25 protein-coding genes and 5 pseudogenes are annotated in these 25,312 nt (G+C 37.4%); 23 read left to right on the top strand and 7 right to left on the bottom strand.

The genetic code is table 11. The annotated features are described in order from the left end of the window. Positions 1–80: 80 nt before the first annotated feature. Positions 81–1,184 (top strand): outer membrane protein, encoded by a 1,104-nt coding sequence (locus tag DYI00_RS03625; protein WP_011577945.1) that lies wholly within the window; start codon positions 81–83, stop codon positions 1,182–1,184. A gap of 59 nt (positions 1,185–1,243) precedes the next feature. Here DYI00_RS03625 and DYI00_RS03620 read toward each other — a convergent pair. Beyond that, positions 1,244–1,450 (bottom strand): annotated as a pseudogene (locus DYI00_RS03620) (2-hydroxymuconate tautomerase family protein). A 119-nt stretch (positions 1,451–1,569) separates the two neighbouring features. Between DYI00_RS03620 and recR the strand changes: the two are divergent. From recR to DYI00_RS08910, 12 genes and pseudogenes are all read left to right on the top strand, one after another. Continuing rightward, positions 1,570–2,151: a recombination mediator RecR gene (recR, locus tag DYI00_RS03615; protein WP_011577962.1), complete on the top strand. Its 582-nt coding sequence runs from the start codon at positions 1,570–1,572 to the stop codon at positions 2,149–2,151. After that, positions 2,148–3,293 (top strand): tRNA pseudouridine(13) synthase TruD, encoded by a 1,146-nt coding sequence (gene truD, locus DYI00_RS03610; RefSeq protein ID WP_104687570.1) that lies wholly within the window; start codon positions 2,148–2,150, stop codon positions 3,291–3,293. The genes recR and truD overlap by 4 nt, the downstream gene beginning before the upstream one ends. Then, positions 3,280–4,212 carry a zinc metalloprotease HtpX gene (gene htpX / locus DYI00_RS03605; RefSeq protein ID WP_041600206.1) on the top strand — a complete coding sequence of 311 codons (933 nt, stop codon included), beginning with the start codon at positions 3,280–3,282 and terminating at the stop codon, positions 4,210–4,212. The genes truD and htpX overlap by 14 nt, the downstream gene beginning before the upstream one ends. Continuing rightward, positions 4,213–4,755, top strand: coding sequence for a GTP cyclohydrolase I FolE (gene folE / locus DYI00_RS03600; protein WP_011577959.1), 543 nt, complete (start codon positions 4,213–4,215; stop codon positions 4,753–4,755). Positions 4,756–4,770: 15 nt separating this feature from the next. Beyond that, positions 4,771–5,682 (top strand): polyprenyl synthetase family protein, encoded by a 912-nt coding sequence (locus DYI00_RS03595; RefSeq protein WP_104687568.1) that lies wholly within the window; start codon positions 4,771–4,773, stop codon positions 5,680–5,682. Then, positions 5,679–6,482 (top strand): 5'/3'-nucleotidase SurE, encoded by an 804-nt coding sequence (surE, locus tag DYI00_RS03590; protein WP_011577957.1) that lies wholly within the window; start codon positions 5,679–5,681, stop codon positions 6,480–6,482. The genes DYI00_RS03595 and surE overlap by 4 nt, the downstream gene beginning before the upstream one ends. After that, positions 6,479–7,138: a hypothetical protein gene (locus DYI00_RS03585; RefSeq protein ID WP_011577956.1), complete on the top strand. Its 660-nt coding sequence runs from the start codon at positions 6,479–6,481 to the stop codon at positions 7,136–7,138. The genes surE and DYI00_RS03585 overlap by 4 nt, the downstream gene beginning before the upstream one ends. Positions 7,139–7,141: 3 nt before the next feature. Continuing rightward, on the top strand, positions 7,142–7,744 hold the full coding sequence (locus DYI00_RS03580) for a 6-pyruvoyl trahydropterin synthase family protein (RefSeq protein WP_104687566.1): 603 nt from the start codon (positions 7,142–7,144) through the stop codon (positions 7,742–7,744). Further along, complete coding sequence (locus DYI00_RS03575; protein ID WP_011577955.1) at positions 7,745–8,500, top strand: 7-carboxy-7-deazaguanine synthase QueE; 756 nt, start codon at positions 7,745–7,747, stop codon at positions 8,498–8,500. Between the two features lie 104 nt (positions 8,501–8,604). Next, on the top strand, positions 8,605–9,090 hold the full coding sequence (locus DYI00_RS03570) for a GNAT family N-acetyltransferase (RefSeq protein ID WP_011577954.1): 486 nt from the start codon (positions 8,605–8,607) through the stop codon (positions 9,088–9,090). Positions 9,091–9,315: 225 nt separating this feature from the next. After that, a pseudogene (locus tag DYI00_RS03565) lies at positions 9,316–9,675 on the top strand (hypothetical protein); the annotation flags it as partial. Continuing rightward, positions 9,676–9,893, top strand: a pseudogene (locus DYI00_RS08910) (hypothetical protein); the annotation flags it as partial. It lies immediately after the preceding pseudogene. Positions 9,894–10,087: 194 nt separating this feature from the next. Here DYI00_RS08910 and DYI00_RS08425 read toward each other — a convergent pair. Next, positions 10,088–10,256 (bottom strand): annotated as a pseudogene (locus DYI00_RS08425) (nuclease, EndA/NucM family protein); the annotation flags it as partial. 28 nt (positions 10,257–10,284) lie between these two features. Next, complete coding sequence (locus tag DYI00_RS03555; RefSeq protein WP_011577952.1) at positions 10,285–11,289, bottom strand: formamidase; 1,005 nt, start codon at positions 11,287–11,289, stop codon at positions 10,285–10,287. Positions 11,290–11,382: 93 nt separating this feature from the next. Between DYI00_RS03555 and DYI00_RS03550 the strand changes: the two are divergent. From DYI00_RS03550 to DYI00_RS03540, 3 genes and pseudogenes are all read left to right on the top strand, one after another. Next, positions 11,383–11,685, top strand: a pseudogene (locus DYI00_RS03550) (hypothetical protein); the annotation flags it as partial. Between the two features lie 3 nt (positions 11,686–11,688). Continuing rightward, positions 11,689–12,291: a 6-pyruvoyl trahydropterin synthase family protein gene (locus tag DYI00_RS03545; protein ID WP_104687566.1), complete on the top strand. Its 603-nt coding sequence runs from the start codon at positions 11,689–11,691 to the stop codon at positions 12,289–12,291. Beyond that, positions 12,292–12,984, top strand: a complete 693-nt coding sequence (locus DYI00_RS03540) for a 7-carboxy-7-deazaguanine synthase QueE (protein ID WP_011577949.1) — start codon at positions 12,292–12,294, stop codon at positions 12,982–12,984. Here the strand turns inward: DYI00_RS03540 and DYI00_RS03535 are convergent. From DYI00_RS03535 to DYI00_RS03520, 4 genes are read right to left on the bottom strand one after another with little or no spacing between them, the layout of a single operon-like run. Beyond that, positions 12,967–13,896, bottom strand: a complete 930-nt coding sequence (locus tag DYI00_RS03535) for a DNA adenine methylase (RefSeq protein ID WP_011577948.1) — start codon at positions 13,894–13,896, stop codon at positions 12,967–12,969. The two genes, DYI00_RS03540 and DYI00_RS03535, sit on opposite strands and share 18 nt — an antisense overlap. Positions 13,897–13,911: 15 nt before the next feature. Then, positions 13,912–15,711 (bottom strand): translational GTPase TypA, encoded by a 1,800-nt coding sequence (typA, locus tag DYI00_RS03530; protein ID WP_011577947.1) that lies wholly within the window; start codon positions 15,709–15,711, stop codon positions 13,912–13,914. Between the two features lie 45 nt (positions 15,712–15,756). Continuing rightward, entirely contained in the window at positions 15,757–16,605 is an 849-nt protein-coding gene (locus DYI00_RS03525; protein WP_104687565.1) for a glycosyltransferase family 9 protein, read from the bottom strand. Between the two features lie 38 nt (positions 16,606–16,643). Continuing rightward, a complete protein-coding gene (locus DYI00_RS03520; protein ID WP_011577945.1) occupies positions 16,644–17,747 on the bottom strand; it encodes an outer membrane protein in 1,104 nt (367 codons plus the stop codon). Positions 17,748–18,016: 269 nt separating this feature from the next. Between DYI00_RS03520 and gltX the strand changes: the two genes are divergently transcribed. From gltX to aspA, 7 genes are read left to right on the top strand one after another with little or no spacing between them, the layout of a single operon-like run. Further along, positions 18,017–19,336, top strand: coding sequence for a glutamate--tRNA ligase (gene gltX, locus DYI00_RS03515; protein ID WP_011577944.1), 1,320 nt, complete (start codon positions 18,017–18,019; stop codon positions 19,334–19,336). After that, positions 19,333–19,626 (top strand): YggT family protein, encoded by a 294-nt coding sequence (locus DYI00_RS03510; RefSeq protein ID WP_011577943.1) that lies wholly within the window; start codon positions 19,333–19,335, stop codon positions 19,624–19,626. Before gltX ends, DYI00_RS03510 begins: the two co-directional genes overlap by 4 nt. A gap of 8 nt (positions 19,627–19,634) precedes the next feature. Beyond that, the gene (locus tag DYI00_RS03505; protein WP_011577942.1) at positions 19,635–21,314 is read left to right on the top strand and encodes a lytic transglycosylase domain-containing protein; all 1,680 of its coding nucleotides are present in this window, start codon (positions 19,635–19,637) and stop codon (positions 21,312–21,314) included. Further along, positions 21,311–22,132 carry a UTP--glucose-1-phosphate uridylyltransferase GalU gene (gene galU / locus DYI00_RS03500; protein ID WP_011577941.1) on the top strand — a complete coding sequence of 274 codons (822 nt, stop codon included), beginning with the start codon at positions 21,311–21,313 and terminating at the stop codon, positions 22,130–22,132. The genes DYI00_RS03505 and galU overlap by 4 nt, the downstream gene beginning before the upstream one ends. A 10-nt stretch (positions 22,133–22,142) precedes the next feature. Further along, positions 22,143–22,550, top strand: coding sequence for a hypothetical protein (locus tag DYI00_RS03495; protein WP_011577940.1), 408 nt, complete (start codon positions 22,143–22,145; stop codon positions 22,548–22,550). 2 nt (positions 22,551–22,552) lie between these two features. Further along, a complete protein-coding gene (murA, locus tag DYI00_RS03490; RefSeq protein ID WP_104709278.1) occupies positions 22,553–23,821 on the top strand; it encodes a UDP-N-acetylglucosamine 1-carboxyvinyltransferase in 1,269 nt (422 codons plus the stop codon). Positions 23,822–23,875: 54 nt separating this feature from the next. Then, positions 23,876–25,282 (top strand): aspartate ammonia-lyase, encoded by a 1,407-nt coding sequence (aspA, locus tag DYI00_RS03485; protein WP_011577938.1) that lies wholly within the window; start codon positions 23,876–23,878, stop codon positions 25,280–25,282. Positions 25,283–25,312 lie beyond the last annotated feature (30 nt).

The raw sequence follows: 25,312 nt of genomic DNA, 5'->3' as shown, positions 1-25,312 counted from the left end.
AAAATGGCTTAAAAATTGTTTCACCCACTTTTCTATTAAAATTAGTGTATTATTGAAAATATTTTTGATTAGGATCAACCATGCAAAAAATCGTATTCTCTCTGTCTTTATTCTCATCTTTATCTTTATTCTCTTTTTGTAGCGCTGAAGAAAATGGGGCGTATGCGAGCGTGGGGTTTGAATATTCTATGAGCTATGCCATCCAACACAACAACCCCTTTTTAAATCAAGAACGCATTAAAATCATTTCCAACGCTTACAATCAAATCAATGGACTCAATCAAGTTGCAAATCAAGTCAAAAACATGCCCAAAACCTTTGAATATATCAATAACAATCTAAAAAACAACCCTAAACCAAGCGCTACTGCAATGCAAGCTGAAGCTTACTACCTCCAATCCACGCTTAAGAACATTGAAAAAATAGTGATGGTTAGCCATAGCGCTCCATCCAACCCTAAATTAGTCCAAGCGTTAGAAGAAATGCAAAAACCCACTGCCGATCCTTTAGAATTAGTCACAAACTTAAAAAATTTAGAATTGCAATTCAACCACTCTCAAAACAACATCCTTGCTTCGCTTTCTTCTCAAACCGCTCGCCTTTCAAATTCTTTAAACTCGCTTGATCCTAGTGCTCATTCTAAAAACATTTCAAACATGTATGGGGTAACTTTGAGCGTGGGATACAAGCATTTTTTTACCAAAAAGAGGAATCAAGGGTTTCGCTATTACTTGTTTTATGACTATGGCTACACTCATTTCAGTTTTGCGGGTAATGGCATTGGTTTAGGGAAAATGAACAACCATCTCTATGGGCTTGGAGTGGATTATCTTTTTAATTTCATTGACAATGCGCAAAAACATTCTAGCGTGGGTTTTTATGTGGGCTTTGCTTTAGCGGGGAGTTCTTGGGTGGGGAGTGGTTTGAGTCTGTGGATAAGCCAAATGGATTTTATCAACAATTATTTGACCAACTATCAAGCTGAAATGCACACCAGTTTTTTTCAAATCCCTTTGAATTTTGGATTTCGTGTGAATGTGGATAGGCATAATGGCTTTGAAATGGGCTTAAAGATCCCTTTAGCGATCAATTCTTTTTATGAAACGCATGGCAAAGGGTTAAACACTTCCCTCTTTTTTAAACGCCTTGTCATGTTTAATGTAAGTTATGTTTATAGTTTTTAGGGGGAAACAAGCACCCCTTAAATGTTGGCATACCGCAGCCTTTAAGCCTTAAAGACTCTTTAGTTTTTTTGTCTCAAATGATGAACGCTCTCGCCCCCAAGACCATAATTATTAGGATCAACCTCATCTATAACGACCGCAACAGAAACCTTATTCTTATTTAAAACCTTAACCATTAAATCTGAAACCTCTCCGATCAATTGCTGTTTTTACTCGTTTGTTGGCTCTCCATTTTCTAGCACAAGCTTGATATTGATAAGCGGCATATTATTCCTTAAAATTGAGATAGTGCATTATAACGCTTTTATCTAAACGCTTCACTAGTTCTTTTCAGTCATAAAAGCCCTTTTAATCTCTTTCAAGTCAAGTTGGATATACTAACAAAATGAATACTTATAAAAATAGCTTGAACCACTTTCTAAATTTAGTGGATTGTTTAGAAAAAATCCCCAATGTGGGTAAAAAATCTGCCTTTAAAATGGCGTATCATTTGGGTTTGGAAAACCCATATCTAGCGCTCAAACTCACGCACGCATTAGAAAACGCCCTAGAAAATCTTAAAACATGCACATCTTGTAATGCACTCAGTGAGAGTGAAATTTGTGAGATTTGCTCTGATGAAAGCAGGCAAAATTCTCAGCTTTGCATGGTTTTACACCCAAGAGATGTGTTTATTTTAGAAGATTTAAAGGACTTTTTAGGGCGCTATCATGTGTTAAATTCTATAGAAAATGTGGATTTTAACGCCCTAGAAAAACGCTTGATTAAAGAAAAGATTAAAGAAATCATTTTTGCTTTCCCTCCCACTTTAGCTAATGATTCTTTAATGCTCTATATTGAAGATAAATTGCAACATTGCCACCTCACTTTCACTAAAATCGCTCAAGGTGTGCCTGCTGGAGTGAATTTTGAAAACATTGACTCAGTCTCCCTTTCAAGGGCGTTCAATTCAAGGATCAAAGCATGAATTTAAACTTTATGCCCTTATTGCATGCTTATAACCATGCGAGCATTGATTTTCATTTCAATTCTAGCGCAAGGGATTTTTGCGTGCATGAAGTGCCTTTGTATGAATTTAGTAATAAGGGCGAACATGCCATTATTCAAGTGAGAAAAAGCGGTTTAAGCACTTTAGAAATGCTTCAAATTTTTTCTCAAATTTTAGGGGTAAAAATTGCAGAATTGGGTTATGCGGGCTTGAAAGATAAAAACGCGCTAACGACTCAATTTGTCTCACTCCCTAAAAAATACGCCCCCTTACTAGAAAAAAATACGAGCAACTTTCAAGAAAGAAACCTTAAGATTTTATCTTTAAATTACCATCATAATAAGATCAAATTAGGGCATTTAAAGGGGAATCGCTTTTTTATGCGTTTTAAGAAAATGACCCCCCTAAACGCTCACAAGACAAAGCAGGTTTTAGAACAAATCGTGCAGTTTGGTATGCCTAATTATTTTGGTTCACAACGCTTTGGGAAGTTTAATGACAACCATAAAGAGGGTTTAAAAATCTTACAAAATGAAGCGAAATTTAAGAATCAAAAATTAAACGCTTTTTTAATCTCAAGCTATCAAAGTTACTTGTTTAATTCGCTTTTAAGCAAACGATTAGAAATCAGTAAAATAATCAGCGACTTTAGCCTAAAAGAGGGTTTAGAGTTTTTTAAACAAAAAAATTTAAATATCCATTCAAACGCCCTAAAAGCCCTTAAAAACCAAGATCACCCCTTTAAAATCCTAGAAGGTGATGTGATGTGCCATTACCCTTATGGGAAGTTTTTTGACGCTTTAGAGTTAGAAAAAGAAAGCGAAAGGTTTTTAAAAAAAGAAGCTGTGCCTATGGGGTTATTAGATGGTAAAAAGGCTCTTTATGCAAAAAATTTGAGTTTAGAAATTGAAAAAGAATTCCAAAACCATATTTTAAGTGACCATGCTAAAACGCTAGGCTCTAGGCGGTTTTTTTGGGTGTTTGTAGAAAATTTAACTTCCAAATATATAAAAGAAAAAGCGCAATTTGAATTGGAATTTTACTTGCCTAAAGGGAGTTATGCGAGTGCATTGCTCAAAGAAATCAAGCATCAGAAAGGAGAAAATAATGATGAATTTTGAAAAGATTATCGCACAAAACAAGCTCAAAACGAATGCGGTTTTAACCACTTATTGCGTGATTTTTGCTTTTATTGGGTTGTTAGTGGATGTTATTAGAATCAACGCTAACGATTTAGGCATAGCCCTTTTTAAACTCATCACTTTTCAAATTTTTCCTACCATTACTGTTATCATGTTTTTAGTGGCTTTTGTCGTTATTGTTGTTTGTATTCAAAATTTTAGCTCTATCATGTTAAGCGGTGATGAATACAAACTTATTGATCCAAGCAAGGTTTTAAGCTCTAAAGAAAATCAAATCCACGGCCTTTTATTAGAGCTTTTAGAAGAAGCTAAACTTAATTTTGAACCCAAACTTTATATCATTAACGCCCCTTATATGAACGCTTTTGCGAGCGGTTGGAATGAAACTAACTCCCTTATCGCTCTTACAAGCGCTTTAATAGAGAGGTTGGATAGAGATGAATTAAAAGCCGTGATCGCTCATGAACTCAGCCACATAAGACACAATGACATTCGCTTGACCATGTGTGTGGGGATTTTAAGCAATATCATGCTGTTAGTGGCTAATTTTAGCGTGTATTTTTTCATGGGGAATCGCAAGAATAGTGGGGCGAATTTGGCAAAAATGATTTTATTGGTTTTACAGATTGTTTTGCCTTTTTTAACGCTCATTTTACAAATGTATTTGAGCCGCACACGAGAATACATGGCCGATAGTGGGGCGGCATTTTTAATGCATGATAGTAAGCCCATGATTAGGGCCTTACAAAAAATTTCTAACGATTACAAAGAAAACGATTATAAAGAAATAGACACTAATAGCACCCGATCAGCGGCTTATCTTTTTAACGCTGAAATGTTTAGCACCCACCCTAGCATTAAAAATCGTATCCAATCTTTATCAAGGCGCGCTCTTTAAATGGAAAATTTTTTCAACCAATTTTTTGAAAACATCGGCGAAGATAAGAATAGAGAAGGTTTGAAAAACACGCCTAAAAGAGTTCAAGAATTATGGAATTTCTTGTATAAAGGCTATAAAGAAGACCCTAAAGTGGCTTTAAAAAGTGCGTATTTTCAAGGCGTTTGCGATGAAATGATAGTGGCTCAACACATTGAATTTTACTCCACTTGCGAGCATCATTTACTCCCTTTTTTTGGGAATATTAGCTTAGGTTATATTCCTAAAGAAAAGATTATCGGCATTAGTGCGATCGCTAAACTCATTGAAATTTATAGCAAACGCTTACAAATCCAAGAAAGATTGACCACTCAAATTGCAGAAACCTTTGATGAAATCATAGAGCCAAGGGGCGTGATAGTGATTTGTGAGGCCAAACATTTGTGCATGAGCATGCAAGGGGTGCAAAAGCAAAATGCGATCATTAAAACAAGTGCGTTAAAAGGCCTATTCAAAAAAGACCCTAAAACTAGAGCTGAATTTATGCAACTCTTAAAATCTTAGGCTATAATTCTATGCATGAATAACCCTAATTTATCCTTTTATTATAACGAGTGCGAGCGTTTTGAAAGCTTTTTAAAAAACCATCGTCTACACCTTGAAAGCTTCCACCCTTATTTGGAAAAAGCCTTTTTTGAAATGGTGCTTAATGGAGGCAAAAGGTTTCGCCCCAAGCTTTTTTTAGCCGTGCTTTGTGCTTTAGTGGGTAAAAAAGATTATTTAAACCAACAAACAGAATATTTTAAAATCGCTTTAAGTATTGAATGCTTGCACACTTATTCGCTTATCCATGACGATTTACCTTGCATGGATAATGCCGCTTTAAGAAGAAACCACCCCACTTTACACGCTAAATACAATGAAACTTCAGCCGTTTTAATAGGCGATGCGCTCAACACTTACTCTTTTGAATTGCTCTCAAACGCTTCATTAGAAAGTCACATTATTGTGGAGTTGGTCAAAATCTTAAGCACTAATGGGGGGATTAAAGGCATGATCTTAGGGCAAGCTTTGGATTGCTATTTTGAAAACACGCCCTTAAATTTAGAGCAACTCACTTTCTTACACGAGCATAAAACTGCTAAATTGGTTAGTGCAAGCTTGATCATGGGGCTTGTTGCCAGCGGTAATAAAGATGAAGAGCTTTCCAAGTGGCTTCAAGATTTTGGTTTAAAAATAGGTCTTTGCTTTCAAGTGTTAGATGATATTATAGATGTTACACAAGATGAAAAAGAAAGCGGTAAAACCACTCATTTAGATAGCGCTAAAAACAGCTTTGTGAATTTATTGGGGCTAGAAAAAGCAAGCGATTACGCTCAAACTTTAAAAACAGAGATTTTAAACGATTTGAATGCATTAAAACCCACTCATATTTTGTTGAAAGAAAATTTGAACATATTGTTAAACACTCTATTTAAAGGCAAAACATGAAAAAAATTTTACTCACTAACGATGATGGCTATCATGCAAAAGGCATTAAAGCTTTAGAACAAGCCCTAGAGAAGATGGCAGAAATTTATGTGGTCGCCCCCAAGCATGAAAAAAGTGCATGTTCGCAATGCATCACTATCACCACGCCTTTAAGAGCCGAGAAAATTAAGGGCAAAGAAGGTAGGCATTATAGGATTGATGATGGCACGCCAAGCGATTGCGTGTATTTGGCTATCAATGAGCTGTTTAAACATGTCTCTTTTGATTTAGTGATTTCAGGGATCAATCTTGGATCTAACATGGGCGAAGACACGATTTATTCTGGAACGGTAGCCGGAGCGATTGAAGGCACTATCCAAGGCGTGCCTTCCATTGCGATTTCTCAAATCCTTTCTAACAAAAATAAAAACACTCCCTTAAGTTTTGATCTAGCTCAAAAGATTATCCAAGATCTAGTCCAAAACATTTTCACCAAAGGCTATCCTTTAAAAGGACGCAAACTCTTAAATGTGAATATCCCTAATTGCTCCTTACAAGAATATAAGGGTGAATGCATCACCCCTAAAGGCTATAGAGTGTATAAAAAAGAAGTGCATAGGCGCACAGACCCTAAAAATGAAAGCTATTTTTGGCTAGGATTACACCCTTTAGAATGGCAAAAGCGTGAAAATGAAGAAAGATTCTCTGATTTTGACGCTGTTGTTTCAAATCATGTCTCTATCACGCCTTTAAATTTGGATTTAACGAGTTATAGTGATTTGAAAAGCTTGGAATCTTGGCATAGGGGAATGTTAAAGTGAGTAAAAATTACCGCTTGACTTTTTTAGGGCTACTTGTTGGGGTTCTTTTTTTCTTTAGTGCGTGTGAGTACCGCTTGCATATGGGGTATTATTCAGAAGTGACAGGGGATTATTTGTTTAATTATAATTCCACGATCGTGGTGGCTTATGACAGAAGCGACGCGATGACTTCTTATTATATCAATGTGATTGTTTATGAATTGCAAAAATTAGGCTTTTATAATGTATTCACGCAAGCGGAGTTCCCATTAGATAAAGCAAAAAATGTGATCTATGCACGCATTGTTCGTAATATCTCGGCTGTGCCGTTTTATCAATACAATTACCAGTTAATCGATCAAGTCAATCAACCTTGTTATTTTCTTGGGGGGCAGTTTTATTGCTCCCAAACCCCTACAGATTATTACGCTATTAATGGCTTTAGCGAGCAAATTTTGATGAGCGCGAATTCGCATTTTATTTTGGACTGGTATGATGTGGTGTTGCAAAAACGGGTTTTGTATGTAGATGGGAGCGTGAGTGGGAGGACTTGCGGCTATCAAATGCTTTATAGGGATTTGATTAGAAGCACGATCAAACGCATTGATTTCAACCGCCCTGAACGCTACTACTACAACTTAAGGTTACCTCTTTATCAGCCATGTTATAAGCAATGAACAATGATTATCAGGCGATTGTATAAATTTTGCGCTAGCCATGTGGTGCGTAATTGTTCCTCTTTAAAATGCGCTCAAAATATCCATGGGCATAATTATGAAGTGGAAGTCTTTATTGAAACTAACCGCTTAGATCATGCGAACATGGCACTAGATTTTGGATTGATGCAACAAGAAATGCAAACCTTTATAGACTCCTTTGATCATGCCCATCATTTTTGGGATAAAGAAAGTATTGAATTCCAGCGTTTTATAGAAAATCATTGCGTGCGTTATGTGAAATGCTCGTTTAATTTGAGTGCAGAGAGTTACGCTCTTATGTTTTTATACTACCTTTCACGCATTTTACAAAAAAGCGTTTTTTCTAATCATGAAGGGGAGTTAAAAGTCTCTAGCGTGCGCGTGCATGAGACGAAAAACGGCTACGCTGAAAGCTTTTTAAAAGATTTAGAAAACCCCCACTTTAAAACTTTAGTGCATCAAAATTGCGTCTCTTTTTCACAAGGCATTCAAAGCTTGTGGCAAGACAAGGACTTTTTTAATAAAATCATTAGCGATGAAGAAAAATGCTTTTTTCACGCTAAACCCTTACACCAAATCCCTTAAATGAAACTCCCAGTCGTTGAGAGCTTTTTTTCCTTACAAGGTGAAGGCCAAAGGATAGGCAAGCCCAGTCTTTTTTTGCGTTTGGGGGGGTGTAACCTTTCTTGTAAGGGATTTGGTTGCAAAACCTTATTCAATGATGAAATTTTAATAGGTTGTGATAGTTTGTATGCGGTGCACCCTAAATTTAAAAAATCTTGGGATTATTATAATGAGCCTAAGCCACTGATTGAGCGATTAGTCCATTTAACCCCCAATCACAAGAATTTTGATTTCATTCTCACAGGCGGGGAGCCAAGCTTATATTTTAATAACCCTATTTTAACCAGCGTTTTAGAGCATTTCCATCGCAAAAAAATCCCTTTATTTGTGGAGAGTAACGGCTCTATTTTTTTTGAATTTAGCTCTATTTTAAAAGAATTGCATTTCACCTTAAGCGTCAAACTCTCTCTTTCTTTAGAAAAAGAAAACAAACGGATTAATCTTAAAGCCCTACAAAACATTTTAGATAACGCTAAAAGCGTGCATTTTAAATTTGTTTTGGACAGCAAAAACGCCGTGCAATCTATCACAGAAATTAAAAGCCTTTTGAAACAACTTTCATTAAAAAATAATGAAATCTTTTTAATGCCTCTGGGCACAAATAACAACGAATTAGACAACCATCTAAAAATCATAGCCCCCCTAGCCATAGAGCATGGCTTCAGGCTGAGCGATAGGCTTCATATCCGCTTGTGGGATAACAAGAAAGGGTTTTAAAAGACTTATAATAATACAAGATAGCGTTATTACTTTAAGCTAAAAATTGTTATCATTGCACTCATTGAAAGATTGAGTTATTTTATCTCTAAAGTTAGGAAATCATGACCATCAAAGTTTTTTCGCCCCAATATCTTAGTGAATTAGAAGATTTTTATGCCAAACGCATCGCTGATAACCCTTTAGGGTTTATCCAACGATTGGATCTTTTGCCTAGCATTAGCGAGTTTGTTCAAAAATTGCACGAACATGGTGGGGAATTTTTTGAAATGAGAGATAATGGGAAGCTCATTGGGATTTGTGGGCTTAATCATGCCAATAAAAAAGAAGCAGAGTTGTGTAAATTCCACATTGACACCACTTATCAATCTAAAGGGCTTGGTAAAAAACTCTATGAAAGCGTGGAGCGATACGCTTCTATTAAGGGCTATACTAAAATCTCTCTTCATGTGAGCAAGAGCCAGATCAAGGCATGCAACCTCTATCAAAAGCTAGGTTTTTTGCAAGTCAAAGAAGAGGATTGTGCGGTGAAATTGGGCAAAGAGACTTTAATTTTTCCTACGATTTTTATGGAAAAGATTTTGTCTTAATTGGTGCATCAATCATGCATACCTTATTTCAAATATTGCACTTTGATAAACACCGATCAATTAAAAGTAAATAAGTCTTAAAACAAACGCTCGTTTTTAAAAATTTGTTTCAATTATGAAATAATAAGCCCTTTTAAAACTTTAAATTTCAAAAAAAAACAGCATCCCCCTTAAATGGTATAATTAAGAATAGTATAAGTTAAAAAAGGATAGGCATGAAAAAATATGCTCTTCATTTTTATATTCAGCGCCTTAGAGGCCCACCAAAAAGACGGATTTTTTATAGAAGCGGAGTTTGAAACCGGATTATTAGAAGGCGTGCAAACACAAGAAAAGATCGCCACTGTGCTTGAAAACGGCACTAGAAACACAACCAAGTATACAGCAAAAAATACGACTAAAACCTACAGCTATCTGCCTAAAGACACCATTTTAAAAGGAGCGGCTAACTTATTCACTACCGCTGAAGCGATTTCAAAATTAAAATTTTCCACTAAAAACCCTATTAGCGCGTTTGTATCTAATGGGAATTTGAATACAGAAAACTTTCTGCCTTATAATTTAAACACTGTTGAGATTAGTTTTTATTATGTGTTGAAAAAATACAAAGGGGTGGGTAATTTGGATGCAGCGAGCGGATTTAATTACCGCTATAAGTACTCTCAATTTTCTGTGGGCGTATCCCTTTGATCCAAAATAAGACTAAATTTGCCGCTACCAATGGCGATCGCACCAACTCTTTTGTTTTTAAGGAAGGGAGCAGCCGCTTTAAGGTATTCTTTAACTATGGGTGGATATTCTAAACGCTAAAATTTGAGCTTGATTTTATCAAGAGATGATCTCTTAAAAAAGGCGGTTTTCTTGGGTTAGGGGAATTAGATGCTCTCTATCCCCTTTAAGCGTTTTACAACAAAACTTTAAAAATGCTTTTTAAGAATTTTACCATAACCAAAACCCACCAACGCTAAATACCTACAACAAGCGCTAAAAACCCTTATTAAGACTGAGATAAGAATACTTCCTTTAATCTTTTAAATAGCGTCTTCTCTTCTTTTGCGAAATTCCTCTATATTTTCCTATTCTAATTTTGGGGTAGGGTCAATATAATTTCTTTTTTTATACTCTTCTATGGCTCGCTCATCTTTTTCTTCTTTGAGCCATACTTCGGAGCCCCCACCTCCTTAATTTTAAAACCTACTTGCCAAAACGCCCACCACTGGTAGGATAGCCATAAATCGAGCCATCTTTGATTTGCATGTGATCTTCCCATGGCAACTTGTATTTGCTAGCGGCCAAGTCCTTGATGTAAGTCAAACCTGCATCGGGCTCGCCACCGGGCTTAGCTACATAACCGCGGTGTCCTAGGTTGTAGATGTTGTTTTCTAGCCCCCAACTAAGCCGCGCGTTGTCAGCCATCTTAGGATAAATCTCACCGGTTACGATTTCCCAAGGGTTGCGGTGGCCCTGAACTAGGGTCGTGCCATCAAAGTTACAGATCTGCCCCTCCCCAAAGTAGTAGAAAACATTGTCATAACCGGCTAAATTCACACTCACGGTATACATCAAATTATGCCAAGCATTGGAGCGGTTGGTTAAAATCCATTGATCGTTAACTTGCGTGCTGTAGCCTGAGATACGGATGTAGACATTACATCCTTTGTAAGCCGCTTCCCTGGCTAACTCCGGAATCATCCCATCATGGCAGATACACACGGCTAGCTTAGAGCCCCCAGGTCCATCACACACGGGCATGCCCTTGTCCCCAGGATACCAAGGTTCAATAGGGTTCCAAGGGAAGAGTTTGCGGTAATGCAAAATGATTTCGCCTTTAGGATTGATGATGATAGCCGTGTTGTAGGGGTTTTTGTTAGGATCGGGATTTCTTTCCATGATGGAAAATACGCCATAAACCTTAGCCTCCTTGCATGCCTGTGCATACGCCTCCGTCTCCTTGCCACCCACATCTAGCAAAAACTCCTCGCTCAACCACTTAGCCGTGTTTAGTCCCTGTGTGCTGTATTCAGGGAAGATAATGAGCTCCACGCCCGGATAACCCGCTTTTGTGGCGTGTAGAGTTCTAATAATGCTCTGCACATTGTTTTCAATGTCCTTTTTGCTATTGACAATGGGGACAGGAAACTGGATGGCTGCGACCAAAAAACCCTCAATGGGCTTACCTATACTACCAATGCTTCCCATGGAAACTCCTTTGAATATTTTTATCGCAATGTTGTCATTGCAAAAAAAATACTAGGATACAAGCATTAACCTAGAGTAAATGTGCGTTAGTCTTGTTATTTTCTTGGGGGGCAGTTTTATTGCTCCCAAACCCCTACAGATTATTACGCTATTAATGGCTTTAGCGAGCAAATTTTGATGAGCGCGAATTCGCATTTTATTTTGGACTGGTATGATGTGGTGTTGCAAAAACGGGTTTTGTATGTAGATGGGAGCGTGAGTGGGAGGACTTGCGGCTATCAAATGCTTTATAGGGATTTGATTAGAAGCACGATCAAACGCATTGATTTCAACCGCCCTGAACGCTACTACTACAACTTAAGGTTACCTCTTTATCAGCCATGTTATAAGCAATGAACAATGATTATCAGGCGATTGTATAAATTTTGCGCTAGCCATGTGGTGCGTAATTGTTCCTCTTTAAAATGCGCTCAAAATATCCATGGGCATAATTATGAAGTGGAAGTCTTTATTGAAACTAACCGCTTAGATCATGCGAACATGGCACTAGATTTTGGATTGATGCAACAAGAAATGCAAACCTTTATAGACTCCTTTGATCATGCCCATCATTTTTGGGATAAAGAAAGTATTGAATTCCAGCGTTTTATAGAAAATCATTGCGTGCGTTATGTGAAATGCTCGTTTAATTTGAGTGCAGAGAGTTACGCTCTTATGTTTTTATACTACCTTTCACGCATTTTACAAAAAAGCGTTTTTTCTAATCATGAAGGGGAGTTAAAAGTCTCTAGCGTGCGCGTGCATGAGACGAAAAACGGCTACGCTGAAAGCTTTTTAAAAGATTTAGAAAACCCCCACTTTAAAACTTTAGTGCATCAAAATTGCGTCTCTTTTTCACAAGGCATTCAAAGCTTGTGGCAAGACAAGGACTTTTTTAATAAAATCATTAGCGATGAAGAAAAATGCTTTTTTCACGCTAAACCCTTACACCAAATCCCTTAAATGAAACTCCCAGTCGTTGAGAGCTTTTTTTCCTTACAAGGTGAAGGCCAAAGGATAGGCAAGCCCAGTCTTTTTTTGCGTTTGGGGGGGTGTAACCTTTCTTGTAAGGGATTTGGTTGCAAAACCTTATTCAATGATGAAATTTTAATAGGTTGTGATAGTTTGTATGCGGTGCACCCTAAATTTAAAAAATCTTGGGATTATTATAATGAGCCTAAGCCACTGATTGAGCGATTAGTCCATTTAACCCCCAATCACAAGAATTTTGATTTCATTCTCACAGGCGGGGAGCCAAGCTTATATTTTAATAACCCTATTTTAACCAGCGTTTTAGAGCATTTCCATCGCAAAAAAATCCCTTTATTTGTGGAGAGTAACGGCTCTATTTTTTTTGAATTTAGCTCTATTTTAAAAGAATTGCATTTCACCTTAAGCGTCAAACTCTCTCTTTCTTTAGAAAAAGAAAACAAACGGATTAATCTTAAAGCCCTACAAAACATTTTAGATAACGCTAAAAGCGTGCATTTTAAATTTGTTTTGGACAGCAAAAACGCCGTGCAATCTATCACAGAAATTAAAAGCCTTTTGAAACAACTTTCATTAAAAAATAATGAAATCTTTTTAATGCCTCTGGGCACAAATAACAACGAATTAGACAACCATCTATATGCATTTTTACTCCTTGATAATTAATAATTCATGAGATTGTTTAACATGATTATTGTCGCCTCTTTCTAAGCGATTTTTACCCATTCTGGTTTCGCCTTGTCCCATAGTGTATTGCCAAGATGGCTCTAAAATCTTAAAATCCTTATAAGCATTCCTTACGAATTCGCAGTCATTATAACTTAAAATAAATGGTCCTTTATGCCTCTTTAGCATTTGAGCCAATACTTCATGTTTAAAGCCATTGTGGTGGATAGGAAAATTACGCATAGGATAAATCCCCTTAAACATTTTAGAATTTTCTAACACATAAGGGGGGTCAAGATAGAGAAAATCATTAGGGTAAGCGAGCAACACTTCTTCAAAACTAGAACATTCCACCTTTAAGCTAGGGGCGTTAAAATCTTTAATTTTTAAAAGGGCGTTTAGATAGCGTTGTTTATCAGTATAAATTTTACTCATCCACCCTAAAAATCCTGGTCCATAGCTCAAATTAAAATTAAAATAATAATCTCTAGCCAAAATTAAAGGGTTTAAAACACATTCTTTTTTATAGTGGGCTTTTAACTCTTGTTTGAGAGTATTATAAGTTTCTTGCGTAGGTTCTAAAGAGAGCAAATTATCATAAAGAGCTTGTTTCTCTTTGAGCAACACTTGATAAAAATTCACTAAAATATCAAAAATATCAAAGCCTAATACTTCTAAACCTAATTCTGTTGCGCACGCAATTTCCACGCTCCCCCCACCTATAAAAGGGCTAATAATCCTACGCACATTATTAGGTATATATTCCACTATTAACCCTACCGCTAAAGACTTGCCCCCACCATATCTTAAAGGGGCTTTTATGTAGCGTTTATAACGCCCATTGCTAGAGCGTAAATTGTGCAAAAAAATATCTTTTTTGCTAGCGTTTTGATTGAATAAATCCGCATGCATTCCAAAAGGTTCTATTTATTTTTTCACCCTTTTCCTCATGTTGGGGTCTAAAATCTTTTTTCTAATCCTTAAATTTAAAGGGGTAACTTCTAAAATCTCATCTTCTTCAATCCATTCTAACGCCCTTTCTAGCACCATAGTCCTAGGCGGGGTGAGTTTTATCGCATCATCGCTTCCGCTCGCTCTCATGTTGGTTAAATGTTTGGATTTAATGGGATTGACATCTAAATCATTATCCCGGCTGTGTTCGCCAATAACCATGCCCACATAAACCTTAGTTTGGGGGTTGATAAAAAGCACGCCCCTTTCTTGGATATTAAAAAGGGAAAAAGCGGTCGCTTCCCCATTTTCCATGCTAATGAGTGCCCCATTTTTGCGCGATTCCACGCTCCCACTAAAAGGGCGGAATTCCAAAAAGCTATGATTCATCACGCCTTCGCCTTTAGTGTCGGTTAAAAACTCGCTCCTATAACCAATAAGCCCCCTTGCAGGAATTTCAAATTCTAATCTTGTATAACCATCGCTCATGGGATTCATCGCTTTCATCTCGGCTTTTCTTTTACCCAGTCTCTCAATGATAGCTCCGCTAAAATCTTGGGGGGTGTCAACCACTAAATGCTCAAAAGGCTCGCATTTAACACCATTTTCTTCTTTAATGATGACTTCAGGGCGTGAAATGCTAAACTCAAACCCTTCACGGCGTAAATTTTCAGCTAAGATAGTGATTTGCAATTCCCCACGCCCGCTCACTTTAAACTTGCCTTCGCCCATTTCTTCACATTTCATAGCGATATTGGTTTGCATTTCTTTCAAGAGCCTGTCTTTTAATTTATTGGCAGTAACATGCTTCCCTTCTAAACCGGCTAAAGGCGAATCATTGACGGCAAAATACACGCTCATCGTCGGCTCTTCTAAATGCATGGGATCTAAAGGCATGGGGTTATTGGGATCAACGACGCTATCGCCCACATCCATTGCATTAAACCCAGCGATCGCTACAATATCGCCCACATAAGCGTTTTCAATCTCAGTTCTAGCTAGTCCTAAAAAGCCTATAAGCTTAGTGATACGACCATTTTCTTTACTCCCATCGCTTTTTATCAACAGCACGCTTTCATTCTTTTTAACCGAGCCATTAAACACCCTAGCGATACCGATTTTCCCTACATAATTATCATAATCAAGCGTAAAAATTTGCATTTGTAAGGGTTCATCCACGCTCCCACTAGGGCTTGGCACATGCTCTAAAATCGTTTCAAACAAAGGCTCTAAATTTTTCTTTTCATCGTCTAAACTTTTCATCGCATAGCCATCTCTAGCAGCAGCATACACCACAGGAAAATCCAATTGTTTATCGCTAGCTCCCATCGCTACAAACAAGTCAAAAACTTCATCCACCACTCTATCCGGTTCAGCGGCAGGCTTATCAATTTTATTCACCACAACAATAGGGCAAATCCCAAAACTCAAAGCCTTTTTAACCACAAATTTAGTCTGAGGCATGACCCCTTCTTGAGCATCTACTAAAAGCAATACCCCATCCACCATTTTTAAAACGCGCTCCACTTCGCCCCCAAAATCAGCATGCCCAGGAGTGTCAATAATATTGATTTTAGTGTCTTTATAATAAATAGCGGTATTTTTAGAAAGAATGGTAATGCCTCTTTCTCTTTCTAAATCATTGCTATCCATCACCCTTTCATCCACTCTTTCCCTCTCACTAAATGTGCCAGATTGAGAAAGCAAGCCATCTACTAAAGTGGTTTTTCCATGATCAACATGTGCAATTACAGCGATATTTCTAATATTTTTCATAAATGTCCTAACAAGCAAAATTGATTTTAGAAGTATAACACAATATTATAATAGCCCCAAATGGCGGAATTTTTTGATTAAATCTTGTTCTATAGAATGGCTTTTATGGGCTTTTAAAAAATTTTTATTCTCACAATTAGGCGGCATGAAATCATCATTATCCTTATAAAAAAAGATAAAATAATTTTTCTTCAAATAGTAAGCTAAATGGATTAAAAACGAATCCCCCCCTATATACAAATCGCTTTCTAAAATGAGATTTTTCACTGCCTCTAAACTGGTTTTAGTGTAGTAATGAGTGGCTTTATCTTGTAAAAAAGCGTATCGTTCTTCAAAATCTAAAAGCGTAACAGAAAGGGGCTTTAAAAGTTTTAAGATGATTTGTAAATGCTCTAAAGAAATATTTCTATAATTTTCTCTTGTAAAAGGGTTAATCAAAATTTTTTTTGGATTTTTTAAGCTCATAGAATATGGAGAGTTATTAAAAACATGCCCATAAATTTGAAAAAACAACTCTTGGCGGTTTTGATAAACATTTTTAATTTTTTGATTAGGAGTCATTACTGTAACCAATGGAGCTAAAAGAGTGCTTCTAAAATCTTGTTTTTCTAAAACCAAACGCTTGATTTGATGCTTTTTAAGCGCTTTTAACAACAATAAAAAATCTTTGATCGCCCAATAAATACCTCTCTTTTTAAGATCATAAAAAGCGGGGATATTTTCAAAAACAGGAATGATTTCAAAATATTTTTCGCATTCTAAAAGCTTGGCGATTTTTAAAGTCAAATGAGTGCCTAGAATTTTAAGGGGTTGTTGCTGTTTGAGAGCGATTTCTTTTAAAAGGCTAATCGTGATGAGATTATCCCCTAAAGCCAAAAGGCAAGCGATGTGCATGGTTTTTCCTTAATGGTTGCAATAAAAATTTTAACCCCCTAAAAACTATAAACATAACTTACATTAAACATGACAAGGCGTTTAAAAAAGAGGGAAGTGTTTAACCCTTTGCCATGCGTTTCATAAAAAGAATTGATCGCTAAAGGGATCTTTAAGCCCATTTCAAAGCCATTATGCCTATCCACATTCACACGAAATCCAAAATTCAAAGGGATTTGAAAAAAACTGGTGTGCATTTCAGCTTGATAGTTGGTCAAATAATTGTTGATAAAATCCATTTGGCTTATCCACAGACTCAAACCACTCCCCACCCAAGAACTCCCCGCTAAAGCAAAGCCCACATAAAAACCCACGCTAGAATGTTTTTGCGCATTGTCAATGAAATTAAAAAGATAATCCACTCCAAGCCCATAGAGATGGTTGTTCATTTTCCCTAAACCAATGCCATTACCCGCAAAACTGAAATGAGTGTAGCCATAGTCATAAAACAAGTAATAGCGAAACCCTTGATTCCTCTTTTTGGTAAAAAAATGCTTGTATCCCACGCTCAAAGTTACCCCATACATGTTTGAAATGTTTTTAGAATGAGCACTAGGATCAAGCGAGTTTAAAGAATTTGAAAGGCGAGCGGTTTGAGAAGAAAGCGAAGCAAGGATGTTGTTTTGAGAGTGGTTGAATTGCAATTCTAAATTTTTTAAGTTTGTGACTAATTCTAAAGGATCGGCAGTGGGTTTTTGCATTTCTTCTAACGCTTGGACTAATTTAGGGTTGGATGGAGCGCTATGGCTAACCATCACTATTTTTTCAATGTTCTTAAGCGTGGATTGGAGGTAGTAAGCTTCAGCTTGCATTGCAGTAGCGCTTGGTTTAGGGTTGTTTTTTAGATTGTTATTGATATATTCAAAGGTTTTGGGCATGTTTTTGACTTGATTTGCAACTTGATTGAGTCCATTGATTTGATTGTAAGCGTTGGAAATGATTTTAATGCGTTCTTGATTTAAAAAGGGGTTGTTGTGTTGGATGGCATAGCTCATAGAATATTCAAACCCCACGCTCGCATACGCCCCATTTTCTTCAGCGCTACAAAAAGAGAATAAAGATAAAGATGAGAATAAAGACAGAGAGAATACGATTTTTTGCATGGTTGATCCTGCTATGAATTGGGCTTGTTGGAAATTAGGTTTAATAATACTAAATAATACTATTTAAAAAGCATAGTGCCAATATTTCCTACGATTTAATATCTTTAGGCAAGATAACTTAAGAAAATTTTCTCGTATCCATAATACCGCACTTTTTTAAATGCAATACAAAGCGATTTCTTTTAGTGAGTTTAAAATTTTTATGTATGGGCTTATTTATGTCTCTTTTTTAGGTATAATCAAAAACTATTTTTTCATAAAGGGTTTTTATGCTTCGTTTTGCACCTTCGCCTACTGGGGATATGCACATAGGGAATTTAAGGGCAGCCATTTTTAACTATATTGTGGCTAAACAGCAACATAAACCCTTTCTCATTCGCATTGAAGACACAGATAAAGAGCGCAATATTGAAGGCAAAGATCAGGAGATTTTAGAGATTCTAAAGCTCATGGGAATGAACTGGGATAAACTCGTGTATCAAAGCCATAACATAGATTACCATAGGGAAATGGCAGAAAAATTGCTTAAAGAAAATAAGGCGTTTTATTGTTATGCGAGTGTGGGATTTTTAGAACAAGAAAAAGAAAAAGCCAAAAACGAAAAACGCCCTTTCAGGTATTTAGATGAATGGGCGGCTTTAGAGAAAAACCAGCACAATACCCCTGTGGTGCGTTTAAAAGCCCCAAATCATGCGGTGTCTTTTAACGATGCGATTAAAAAAGAAGTGAAATTTGAGCCTTATGAATTGGATTCTTTTGTGCTTTTAAGAAAGGATAAGAGCCCTACTTATAATTTCGCTTGTGCATGCGATGATTTGCTTTATGAAATCAGTCTTATTATTAGGGGCGAAGATCATGTGAGTAACACCCCTAAACAAATCTTAATCCAACAAGCTTTAGGCTCCAACAACCCTATTATTTATGCACATTTGCCCATTATCTTAGATGAAGCAAGCGGTAAAAAGATGAGCAAAAGGGATGAAGCCTCTAGCGTGAAATGGCTTTTAAATCAAGGGTTTTTGCCGGTTGCTATTGTGAATTACCTCATCACTATTGGTAATAAAGTGCCTAAAGAAGTTTTTAGCCTTGATGAAGCGTTAGAATGGTTTAGTTTAGAAAACCTTTCTAATTCCCCAGCTCATTTTAATTTAAAATATTTAAAACACTTAAACCACCAGCATTTAAAGCGTTTAGATGATGAAAAATTATTAGAGCTTTCTCAAATAAAAGATAGGAATCTTTTAGGGCTTTTAAGATTATTCATAGAAGAATGCGATACGCTTTTAGAATTGAAAGAAAAAATTTCGTTGTTTTTAGAGCCAAAAGATATTGTTAAAACTTATGAAAACGAAGATTTTAAAGAGCGCTGCTCAATACTTTTTAACGCCCTAAAAAGCATGGATTTTCAAGCGTATAAGGATTTTGAAAGTTTTAAAAAAGAAGCCATGCGATTAAGCCAGCTTAAAGGTAAAGATTTTTTTAAACCTTTGCGCATTCTTTTAATTGGGGATTCGCATGGCGTTGAATTGCCTTTGATTTTCCCTTATATTCAAAGCCATTATCAAGAAATTTTAAGGCTAAAAGCATGATATTTTCCACTCTTCTTAATGCGATAGCCGTGATTTTAAGCTCGCTCATTACAATTTATATATGGGTAGTGATCATTTATTCGCTCATAAGCTTTGTGCAGCCCAATCCGAATAACCCCATTATGCAAATCCTCGCTCGCTTGTGTGAGCCGGTGTTTTATTTTTTGCGCTCTAAATTCAAGTTGGTGTTTAACGGGTTGGATTTCGCTCCTTTAGTGGTGGTCATTGTTTTGAAGTTTTTAGATTTGACTTTAATCCAATGGCTTTTTATGCTCGCCAAAAGTCTCTAAAGAAAAGCATGCGTTTTTTTATTTTATTTTTTATGGGTGTGCTTGGCGTTGGTTTTTCTCAAACCGAGTTGAATTTAAAAGATTTAGAGAAAAAGCCCATTGGGATTGTTAGGGATTATTATTTATGGCGTTATATTAGTGATAAAAAAACTAGTTTAGAAAACGCTAAAAAAGCCTATGAATTGACTCAAAATAAAAATAGTGCCCTGCAAAAAGCCATGCAAGAAAAAGGCTCGGACAATTCAGAGAAGATCCCTGATGCCAAAATGCCTGAAGATATTTATTGCAAGCAAATTACTTTAGAAAGCATGCTAGAAGAATTAGACACTTTCCAAAATAGCTGTATCGCTATCGCTTTAAAATCAAAAATCAAGGATTTTGATAAAATCCCTATTCAAACCCTTAAGCCCTTACAAGCTAAAATCAAAGAGGCTTATCCTGTTCTTTATGAAGAATTAGAAATTTTGCAAAGTAAGAATGTGAGCGCTTCTTTGTTTAAGGCTAATGTGCAAGTGTTTAGTGCGCTTTTTAATCATTTGAGTTACGAAAAAAAGCTCCAACTCTTTGAAGAGCATATCCCTATTAAGGAATTAAACCGCCTTTTAGATGAAAATTACCCAGCATTTAACCGCTTGATTTATCAAGTTATATTAGATCCTAAATTGGATCATTTTAAAGACGCTCTAGCTAAAAGTAACGCCACCCACAGCAACGCACAAACCTTTTTTATTTTAGGGATTAATGAAATTTTACGCAAAAAACCCTCTAAAGCGCTCAAATATTTTGAACGATCCGAAGAAGTTGTCAAAGACGATGATTTTTCAAAAAATAGAGCCATCTTTTGGCAATACCTAGTCTCTAAAAAGAAAAAAACTTTAGAACGCCTTTCACAAAGCCCTGCCTTAAACCTTTATAGCTTTTATGCAAACCGCAAACTCAAAGCTGCACCTAATTACCGCATCATTTCGCATATCCAAAATTTAAGCCAAGAAGCCCCTCCCTTTAACACTTACGATCCTTTTTTATGGCAAATTTTTAAGGAAAAAACTTTGAGTTTGAAAGATGAGGGGGCGTTTAATGCGATGCTAAAGAGCTTGCATTATGAAAAAAGCGCTCCTGAATTAACCTATTTTTTAAGCCAACGCAATAAAGAAAAGCTTTATTATTATTTATCCCCTTATGAGGGTATTATTGAGTGGCAAAGCGTGGATGAAAAGGCGATGGCGTATGCGATCGCTAGGCAAGAAAGCTTTTTGCTCCCGGCGGTCATTTCGCGCTCCTTTGCTCTAGGACTTATGCAAATCATGCCCTTTAATGTAGGGCCTTTCGCTAAAAGCCTTGGCATGGATAATATTGATCTAAACGACATGTTTAACCCCAATATCGCCCTTAAATTTGGCAATTATTATTTGAACCGTTTGAAAAAACAATTCAACCACCCCCTTTTTGTCGCCTATGCTTATAACGCTGGGCCGGGGTTTTTAAGGAGATGGTTAGAAAGCTCCAAACGATTCAAAGGAAAAAATCGCTTTGAGCCTTGGCTTAGCATGGAGCTTATGCCTTATAGCGAAACCCGTATGTATGGCTTTAGGGTCATGCTCAATTACTTGATTTATCAAGAAATTTTTGGGAATTTCATCCCCATTGATGCATTTTTAGAACAAACTCTTACAAAGGACAACTCATGATTAAAAAATGCCTTTTTCCTGCCGCCGGCTATGGCACACGCTTTTTGCCGATCACTAAAACCATCCCTAAAGAGATGCTACCCATTGTGGATAAACCTCTCATGCAATACGCTGTGGAGGAAGCGATGGAGGCAGGCTGTGAAGTGATGGCGATTGTGACAGGAAGAAACAAACGCAGTTTGGAAGATTATTTTGACACGAGCTATGAAATAGAGCACCAGATCCAAGGCACCAACAAAGAAAAAGCGTTGCAAAGCGTTCGTAACATTATAGAAAAATGCTGTTTTTCCTATGTGCGCCAGAAACAAATGAAAGGTTTGGGGCATGCGATTTTAACCGGAGAAGCCCTTATAGGCAATGAACCTTTTGCAGTGATTTTAGCCGATGATTTATGCACTAGCCACAACCACCCAAGCGTGTTGAAGCAAATGACTTCACTGTATCAAAAATACCAATGCTCTATCGTGGCTATTGAAGAAGTGGCGTTAGAAGAAGTTTCAAAATACGGCGTGATTAAGGGCGAATTGTTAGAAGAGGGGGTATATGAAATTAAAGACATGGTGGAAAAACCAAGCCAACAAGACGCCCCAAGCAATTTAGCCGTGATAGGGCGCTATATTTTAACCCCGGATATTTTTGAGATTTTGCACGAGACTAAACCGGGTAAAAACAATGAAATCCAAATCACAGACGCCTTGCTCACTCAAGCCAAAAGAAAACGCATCATCGCTTACCAGTTCAAAGGCAAACGATACGATTGTGGGAGTGTGGAAGGCTATATTGAAGCGACAAATGCCTATTATAAAGAACGCTTATAAACCTTAATCCATGGGCAGTTTGACTTATTACGCTTTCATGTATTTGATCCTGTTTGTATGCTTGCTCCCTGTGTTATTGTTGGGGCTTGTTTGGAGGCTTTTTCGCACCCCTTTAAAACAAGAAATACCCAATATAAGCGTCTCTTTAGAAAGTTTGAGCGAACAAGTGAAAAACCTCAAAAGCGAGTTAGCTTTGCAAAAACTTAAAAATAGCTTTAATGAGCGTTTTAAGATTTGCCCTAAAGATAAAGAGACTCTGTGGTTAGAAACGATCCAAAATTTAGTTTCTTCAGAGTTTTTTGAATTGGAAAGTGCCATCAATTTTGGGCAGGATTTAGAAAACGCTAACCCCAACTACGCGCAAAAAATCGCTAACACTACCGGTTTAGCCCTTAAAAATAAAAAAGAAAAAGGATAGAATTGGACTTTTTAGAGATTGTAGGACAAATCCCTTTAAAAGGGGGGGTAGAAATTTCTGGGGCTAAAAATTCCGCGCTCCCCATTTTAGCCGCCACGCTTTTAAGCCAACAAGAAGTCACAATCAGCGCTTTGCCCCAAGTGGCTGACATCAAGGCAATGGCGTCCTTGTTGCAAAATTTAGGTGCAGAGTTAGATTGGTTTAATTCTCACACGCTCAAACTTTGTGCTAAATCCCTACGCCATACCGAAGCCACTTATGATTTGGTGCGTAAAATGCGCGCTTCTATTTTGGTTTTAGGCCCATTACTAGCACGCTTTAAGGAATGTTTAGTGAGTTTGCCCGGTGGGTGCGCCATAGGGGCTAGGCCTGTGGATTTGCACTTAAAAGCGATGCAACAATTGGGGGCTGAAATCACGATTGAGCAAGGCTATATCCATGCAAAGGCTGCAAAGGGTTTAAAAGGCAATGATATTTTATTTGATAAAATCAGTGTTACAGGCACAGAAAATGCCCTTATGGCAGCAAGTCTGGCTAAAGGGATTACGCGCATCATTAATGCGGCTAAAGAGCCAGAAATCGCTCAATTGTGCACATTTTTACAAAGTGGGGGCGTAGAGATTGAAGGCATTGGCAGCAGCGAGTTGAAGATTAGAGGGGTAGAAAGCGATGCTTTGAATTTAAAAGACATTCAAATCATACCCGATAGGATTGAAGCAGGCACTTATTTATGCGTAGGGGCTATCACTAACAGCCAGCTTAAAATTAATCATATCATCCCTAACCACCTCCAAGCGATCACAGACAAGCTTATAGAAATTGGTTTCCCGCTAGACATCCAACAAAATTCCATAGAAATTTATCCGACCAAAAAACGCCAAGCTTTTGAAATCACCACGAAAGAATACCCAGGCTTTCCCACAGACATGCAAGCACAATTCATGGCGTTAGCCACGCAGTGTTTGGGGACGAGCGTGATTGAAGAAACGCTTTTTGAAAACCGCTTCATGCACGCAAGCGAATTGCAACGATTGGGGGCAAATATTAGCCTAAAAACCAATATTGCTACCATTCACGGATCCACAGAGCTTACCGGGAGCGATGTGATGGCAACCGATTTAAGGGCTTCTTCAGCTCTCATTTTAGCCGCTTTAGTGGCTAAAGGCGTGAGTAGGGTGCATAGGATTTACCACTTAGATAGGGGTTATGAGAGATTAGAGGATAAAATCAACGCTTTAGGGGCAAAAGTGTTGCGTTTAAAAGAAAAATAACCCAAGATTTGGCTACAATAACTAGAATATTTTTTAACGATACAAGGAGCTTTTATGCGTATTGAGCATGATTTCATTGGAGAGATGGAAATTAGCGATGAGGTTTATTATGGGGTTCAAACTTTAAGGGCGAGTGAAAATTTTTTCATCACCAACGACAAGCTTTGCAGTTATCCTATTTTTATCAAATCTTTCGCTCAAGTCAAAAAAGCGGCCGCTTTAGCAAATGCGCAATTAGGCTTGATTGATGAAAAGGTTAAGGTTGCGATTTGCCATGCGTGCGATCTATTGATTGATGGCAAGCACCATGATCAATTCATTGTGGATATGATTCAAGGGGGGGCTGGCACGAGCACGAACATGAACATGAATGAAGTCGTTGCTAATTTGGCTTTAGAATACATGGGGCATAAAAAGGGCGAGTATCAATTTTGCCACCCAAACGATCATGTCAATCGCTCTCAATCCACCAATGACGCCTATCCTAGCGCGTTAAAAATTGCGATTTATGAGCGTTTGAGTAATCTAGTCAATCCCATGAAAGCCTTAAGGGATGCTTTCACTCAAAAGGCTAAAGAATTTGCTCATGTGATTAAAATGGGGCGCACCCAGCTTCAAGACGCTGTGCCTATGACTTTAGGGCAGGAGTTTGAAACTTATGCTTTGATGGTTGATAGGGATATTGAGCATGTTTTAGATGCTAGAAATTGGGTAAGAGAGCTTAATTTGGGTGGCACCGCTATTGGCACAGGGATCAATTCGCATCCGGATTATCGCAACTTGATTGAAAAGAAAATCCAAGAAGTGACAGGTCGTCCTTTTATCATGGCTAATAATTTGATAGAAGCCACTCAAAGCACTGGGGCGTATGTGCAAGTGAGTGGGGTGTTAAAGCGTATTGCAATCAAACTTTCTAAGGTTTGTAACGATTTAAGACTGCTCAGTTCAGGGCCTAGAGCCGGACTGAATGAAATCAATTTGCCTAAAATGCAACCTGGAAGCTCTATTATGCCGGGTAAAGTCAATCCGGTGATCCCTGAAGTGGTCAATCAAGTGTGCTTTGCGGTCATTGGGAATGATTTGAGCGTGGCGTTAGCCGCAGAAGGGGGGCAGTTACAACTCAATGTGTTTGAGCCGGTTATCGCTTACAAGCTCTTCCATTCCTTTGTGATTTTAGGGCGTGCGATTGAAACTTTAACGACTAAATGCGTGGAAGGCATCACGGCTAATGAAAAGATTTGCAAAGATTATGTCTTTAATAGCATTGGTATCGTTACCGCACTCAACCCTCACATTGGCTATGAAAAATCCGCTATGATCGCTAAAGAAGCCTTAAAAAGCGGTCGTTCTATCTATGACATCGCTTTAGAAAAGAAAATCTTAACTAAAGAGCAGTTAGACGATATTTTTAAGCCAGAAAACATGCTAAGCCCTCACGCTTTCAAAAAGCATAAAGATTAAACGCTTTGCAACACTCACGCCTTCAAGTTT

The organism is Helicobacter acinonychis (assembly GCF_900461455.1).
Taxonomy (GTDB): Bacteria; Campylobacterota; Campylobacteria; order Campylobacterales; family Helicobacteraceae; genus Helicobacter; species Helicobacter acinonychis.
This window is presented reverse-complemented; position numbering and strand designations above follow the sequence as displayed.

Coding starts and splice junctions, on each gene's coding strand:
- DYI00_RS03535 (WP_011577948.1), bottom strand. CDS start 13,896: ATGCATGCGGATTTATTCAATCAAAACGCTAGCAAAAAAGATATTTTT.
- galU (WP_011577941.1), top strand. CDS start 21,311: ATGATTAAAAAATGCCTTTTTCCTGCCGCCGGCTATGGCACACGCTTT.
- DYI00_RS03505 (WP_011577942.1), top strand. CDS start 19,635: ATGCGTTTTTTTATTTTATTTTTTATGGGTGTGCTTGGCGTTGGTTTT.
- surE (WP_011577957.1), top strand. CDS start 5,679: ATGAAAAAAATTTTACTCACTAACGATGATGGCTATCATGCAAAAGGC.
- DYI00_RS03510 (WP_011577943.1), top strand. CDS start 19,333: ATGATATTTTCCACTCTTCTTAATGCGATAGCCGTGATTTTAAGCTCG.
- DYI00_RS03545 (WP_104687566.1), top strand. CDS start 11,689: ATGATTATCAGGCGATTGTATAAATTTTGCGCTAGCCATGTGGTGCGT.
- DYI00_RS03525 (WP_104687565.1), bottom strand. CDS start 16,605: ATGCACATCGCTTGCCTTTTGGCTTTAGGGGATAATCTCATCACGATT.
- truD (WP_104687570.1), top strand. CDS start 2,148: ATGAATTTAAACTTTATGCCCTTATTGCATGCTTATAACCATGCGAGC.
- DYI00_RS03495 (WP_011577940.1), top strand. CDS start 22,143: ATGGGCAGTTTGACTTATTACGCTTTCATGTATTTGATCCTGTTTGTA.
- recR (WP_011577962.1), top strand. CDS start 1,570: ATGAATACTTATAAAAATAGCTTGAACCACTTTCTAAATTTAGTGGAT.
- folE (WP_011577959.1), top strand. CDS start 4,213: ATGGAAAATTTTTTCAACCAATTTTTTGAAAACATCGGCGAAGATAAG.
- htpX (WP_041600206.1), top strand. CDS start 3,280: ATGATGAATTTTGAAAAGATTATCGCACAAAACAAGCTCAAAACGAAT.
- aspA (WP_011577938.1), top strand. CDS start 23,876: ATGCGTATTGAGCATGATTTCATTGGAGAGATGGAAATTAGCGATGAG.
- DYI00_RS03520 (WP_011577945.1), bottom strand. CDS start 17,747: ATGCAAAAAATCGTATTCTCTCTGTCTTTATTCTCATCTTTATCTTTA.
- gltX (WP_011577944.1), top strand. CDS start 18,017: ATGCTTCGTTTTGCACCTTCGCCTACTGGGGATATGCACATAGGGAAT.
- DYI00_RS03595 (WP_104687568.1), top strand. CDS start 4,771: ATGAATAACCCTAATTTATCCTTTTATTATAACGAGTGCGAGCGTTTT.
- DYI00_RS03580 (WP_104687566.1), top strand. CDS start 7,142: ATGATTATCAGGCGATTGTATAAATTTTGCGCTAGCCATGTGGTGCGT.
- DYI00_RS03575 (WP_011577955.1), top strand. CDS start 7,745: ATGAAACTCCCAGTCGTTGAGAGCTTTTTTTCCTTACAAGGTGAAGGC.
- typA (WP_011577947.1), bottom strand. CDS start 15,711: ATGAAAAATATTAGAAATATCGCTGTAATTGCACATGTTGATCATGGA.
- DYI00_RS03555 (WP_011577952.1), bottom strand. CDS start 11,289: ATGGGAAGCATTGGTAGTATAGGTAAGCCCATTGAGGGTTTTTTGGTC.
- DYI00_RS03570 (WP_011577954.1), top strand. CDS start 8,605: ATGACCATCAAAGTTTTTTCGCCCCAATATCTTAGTGAATTAGAAGAT.
- DYI00_RS03540 (WP_011577949.1), top strand. CDS start 12,292: ATGAAACTCCCAGTCGTTGAGAGCTTTTTTTCCTTACAAGGTGAAGGC.
- DYI00_RS03625 (WP_011577945.1), top strand. CDS start 81: ATGCAAAAAATCGTATTCTCTCTGTCTTTATTCTCATCTTTATCTTTA.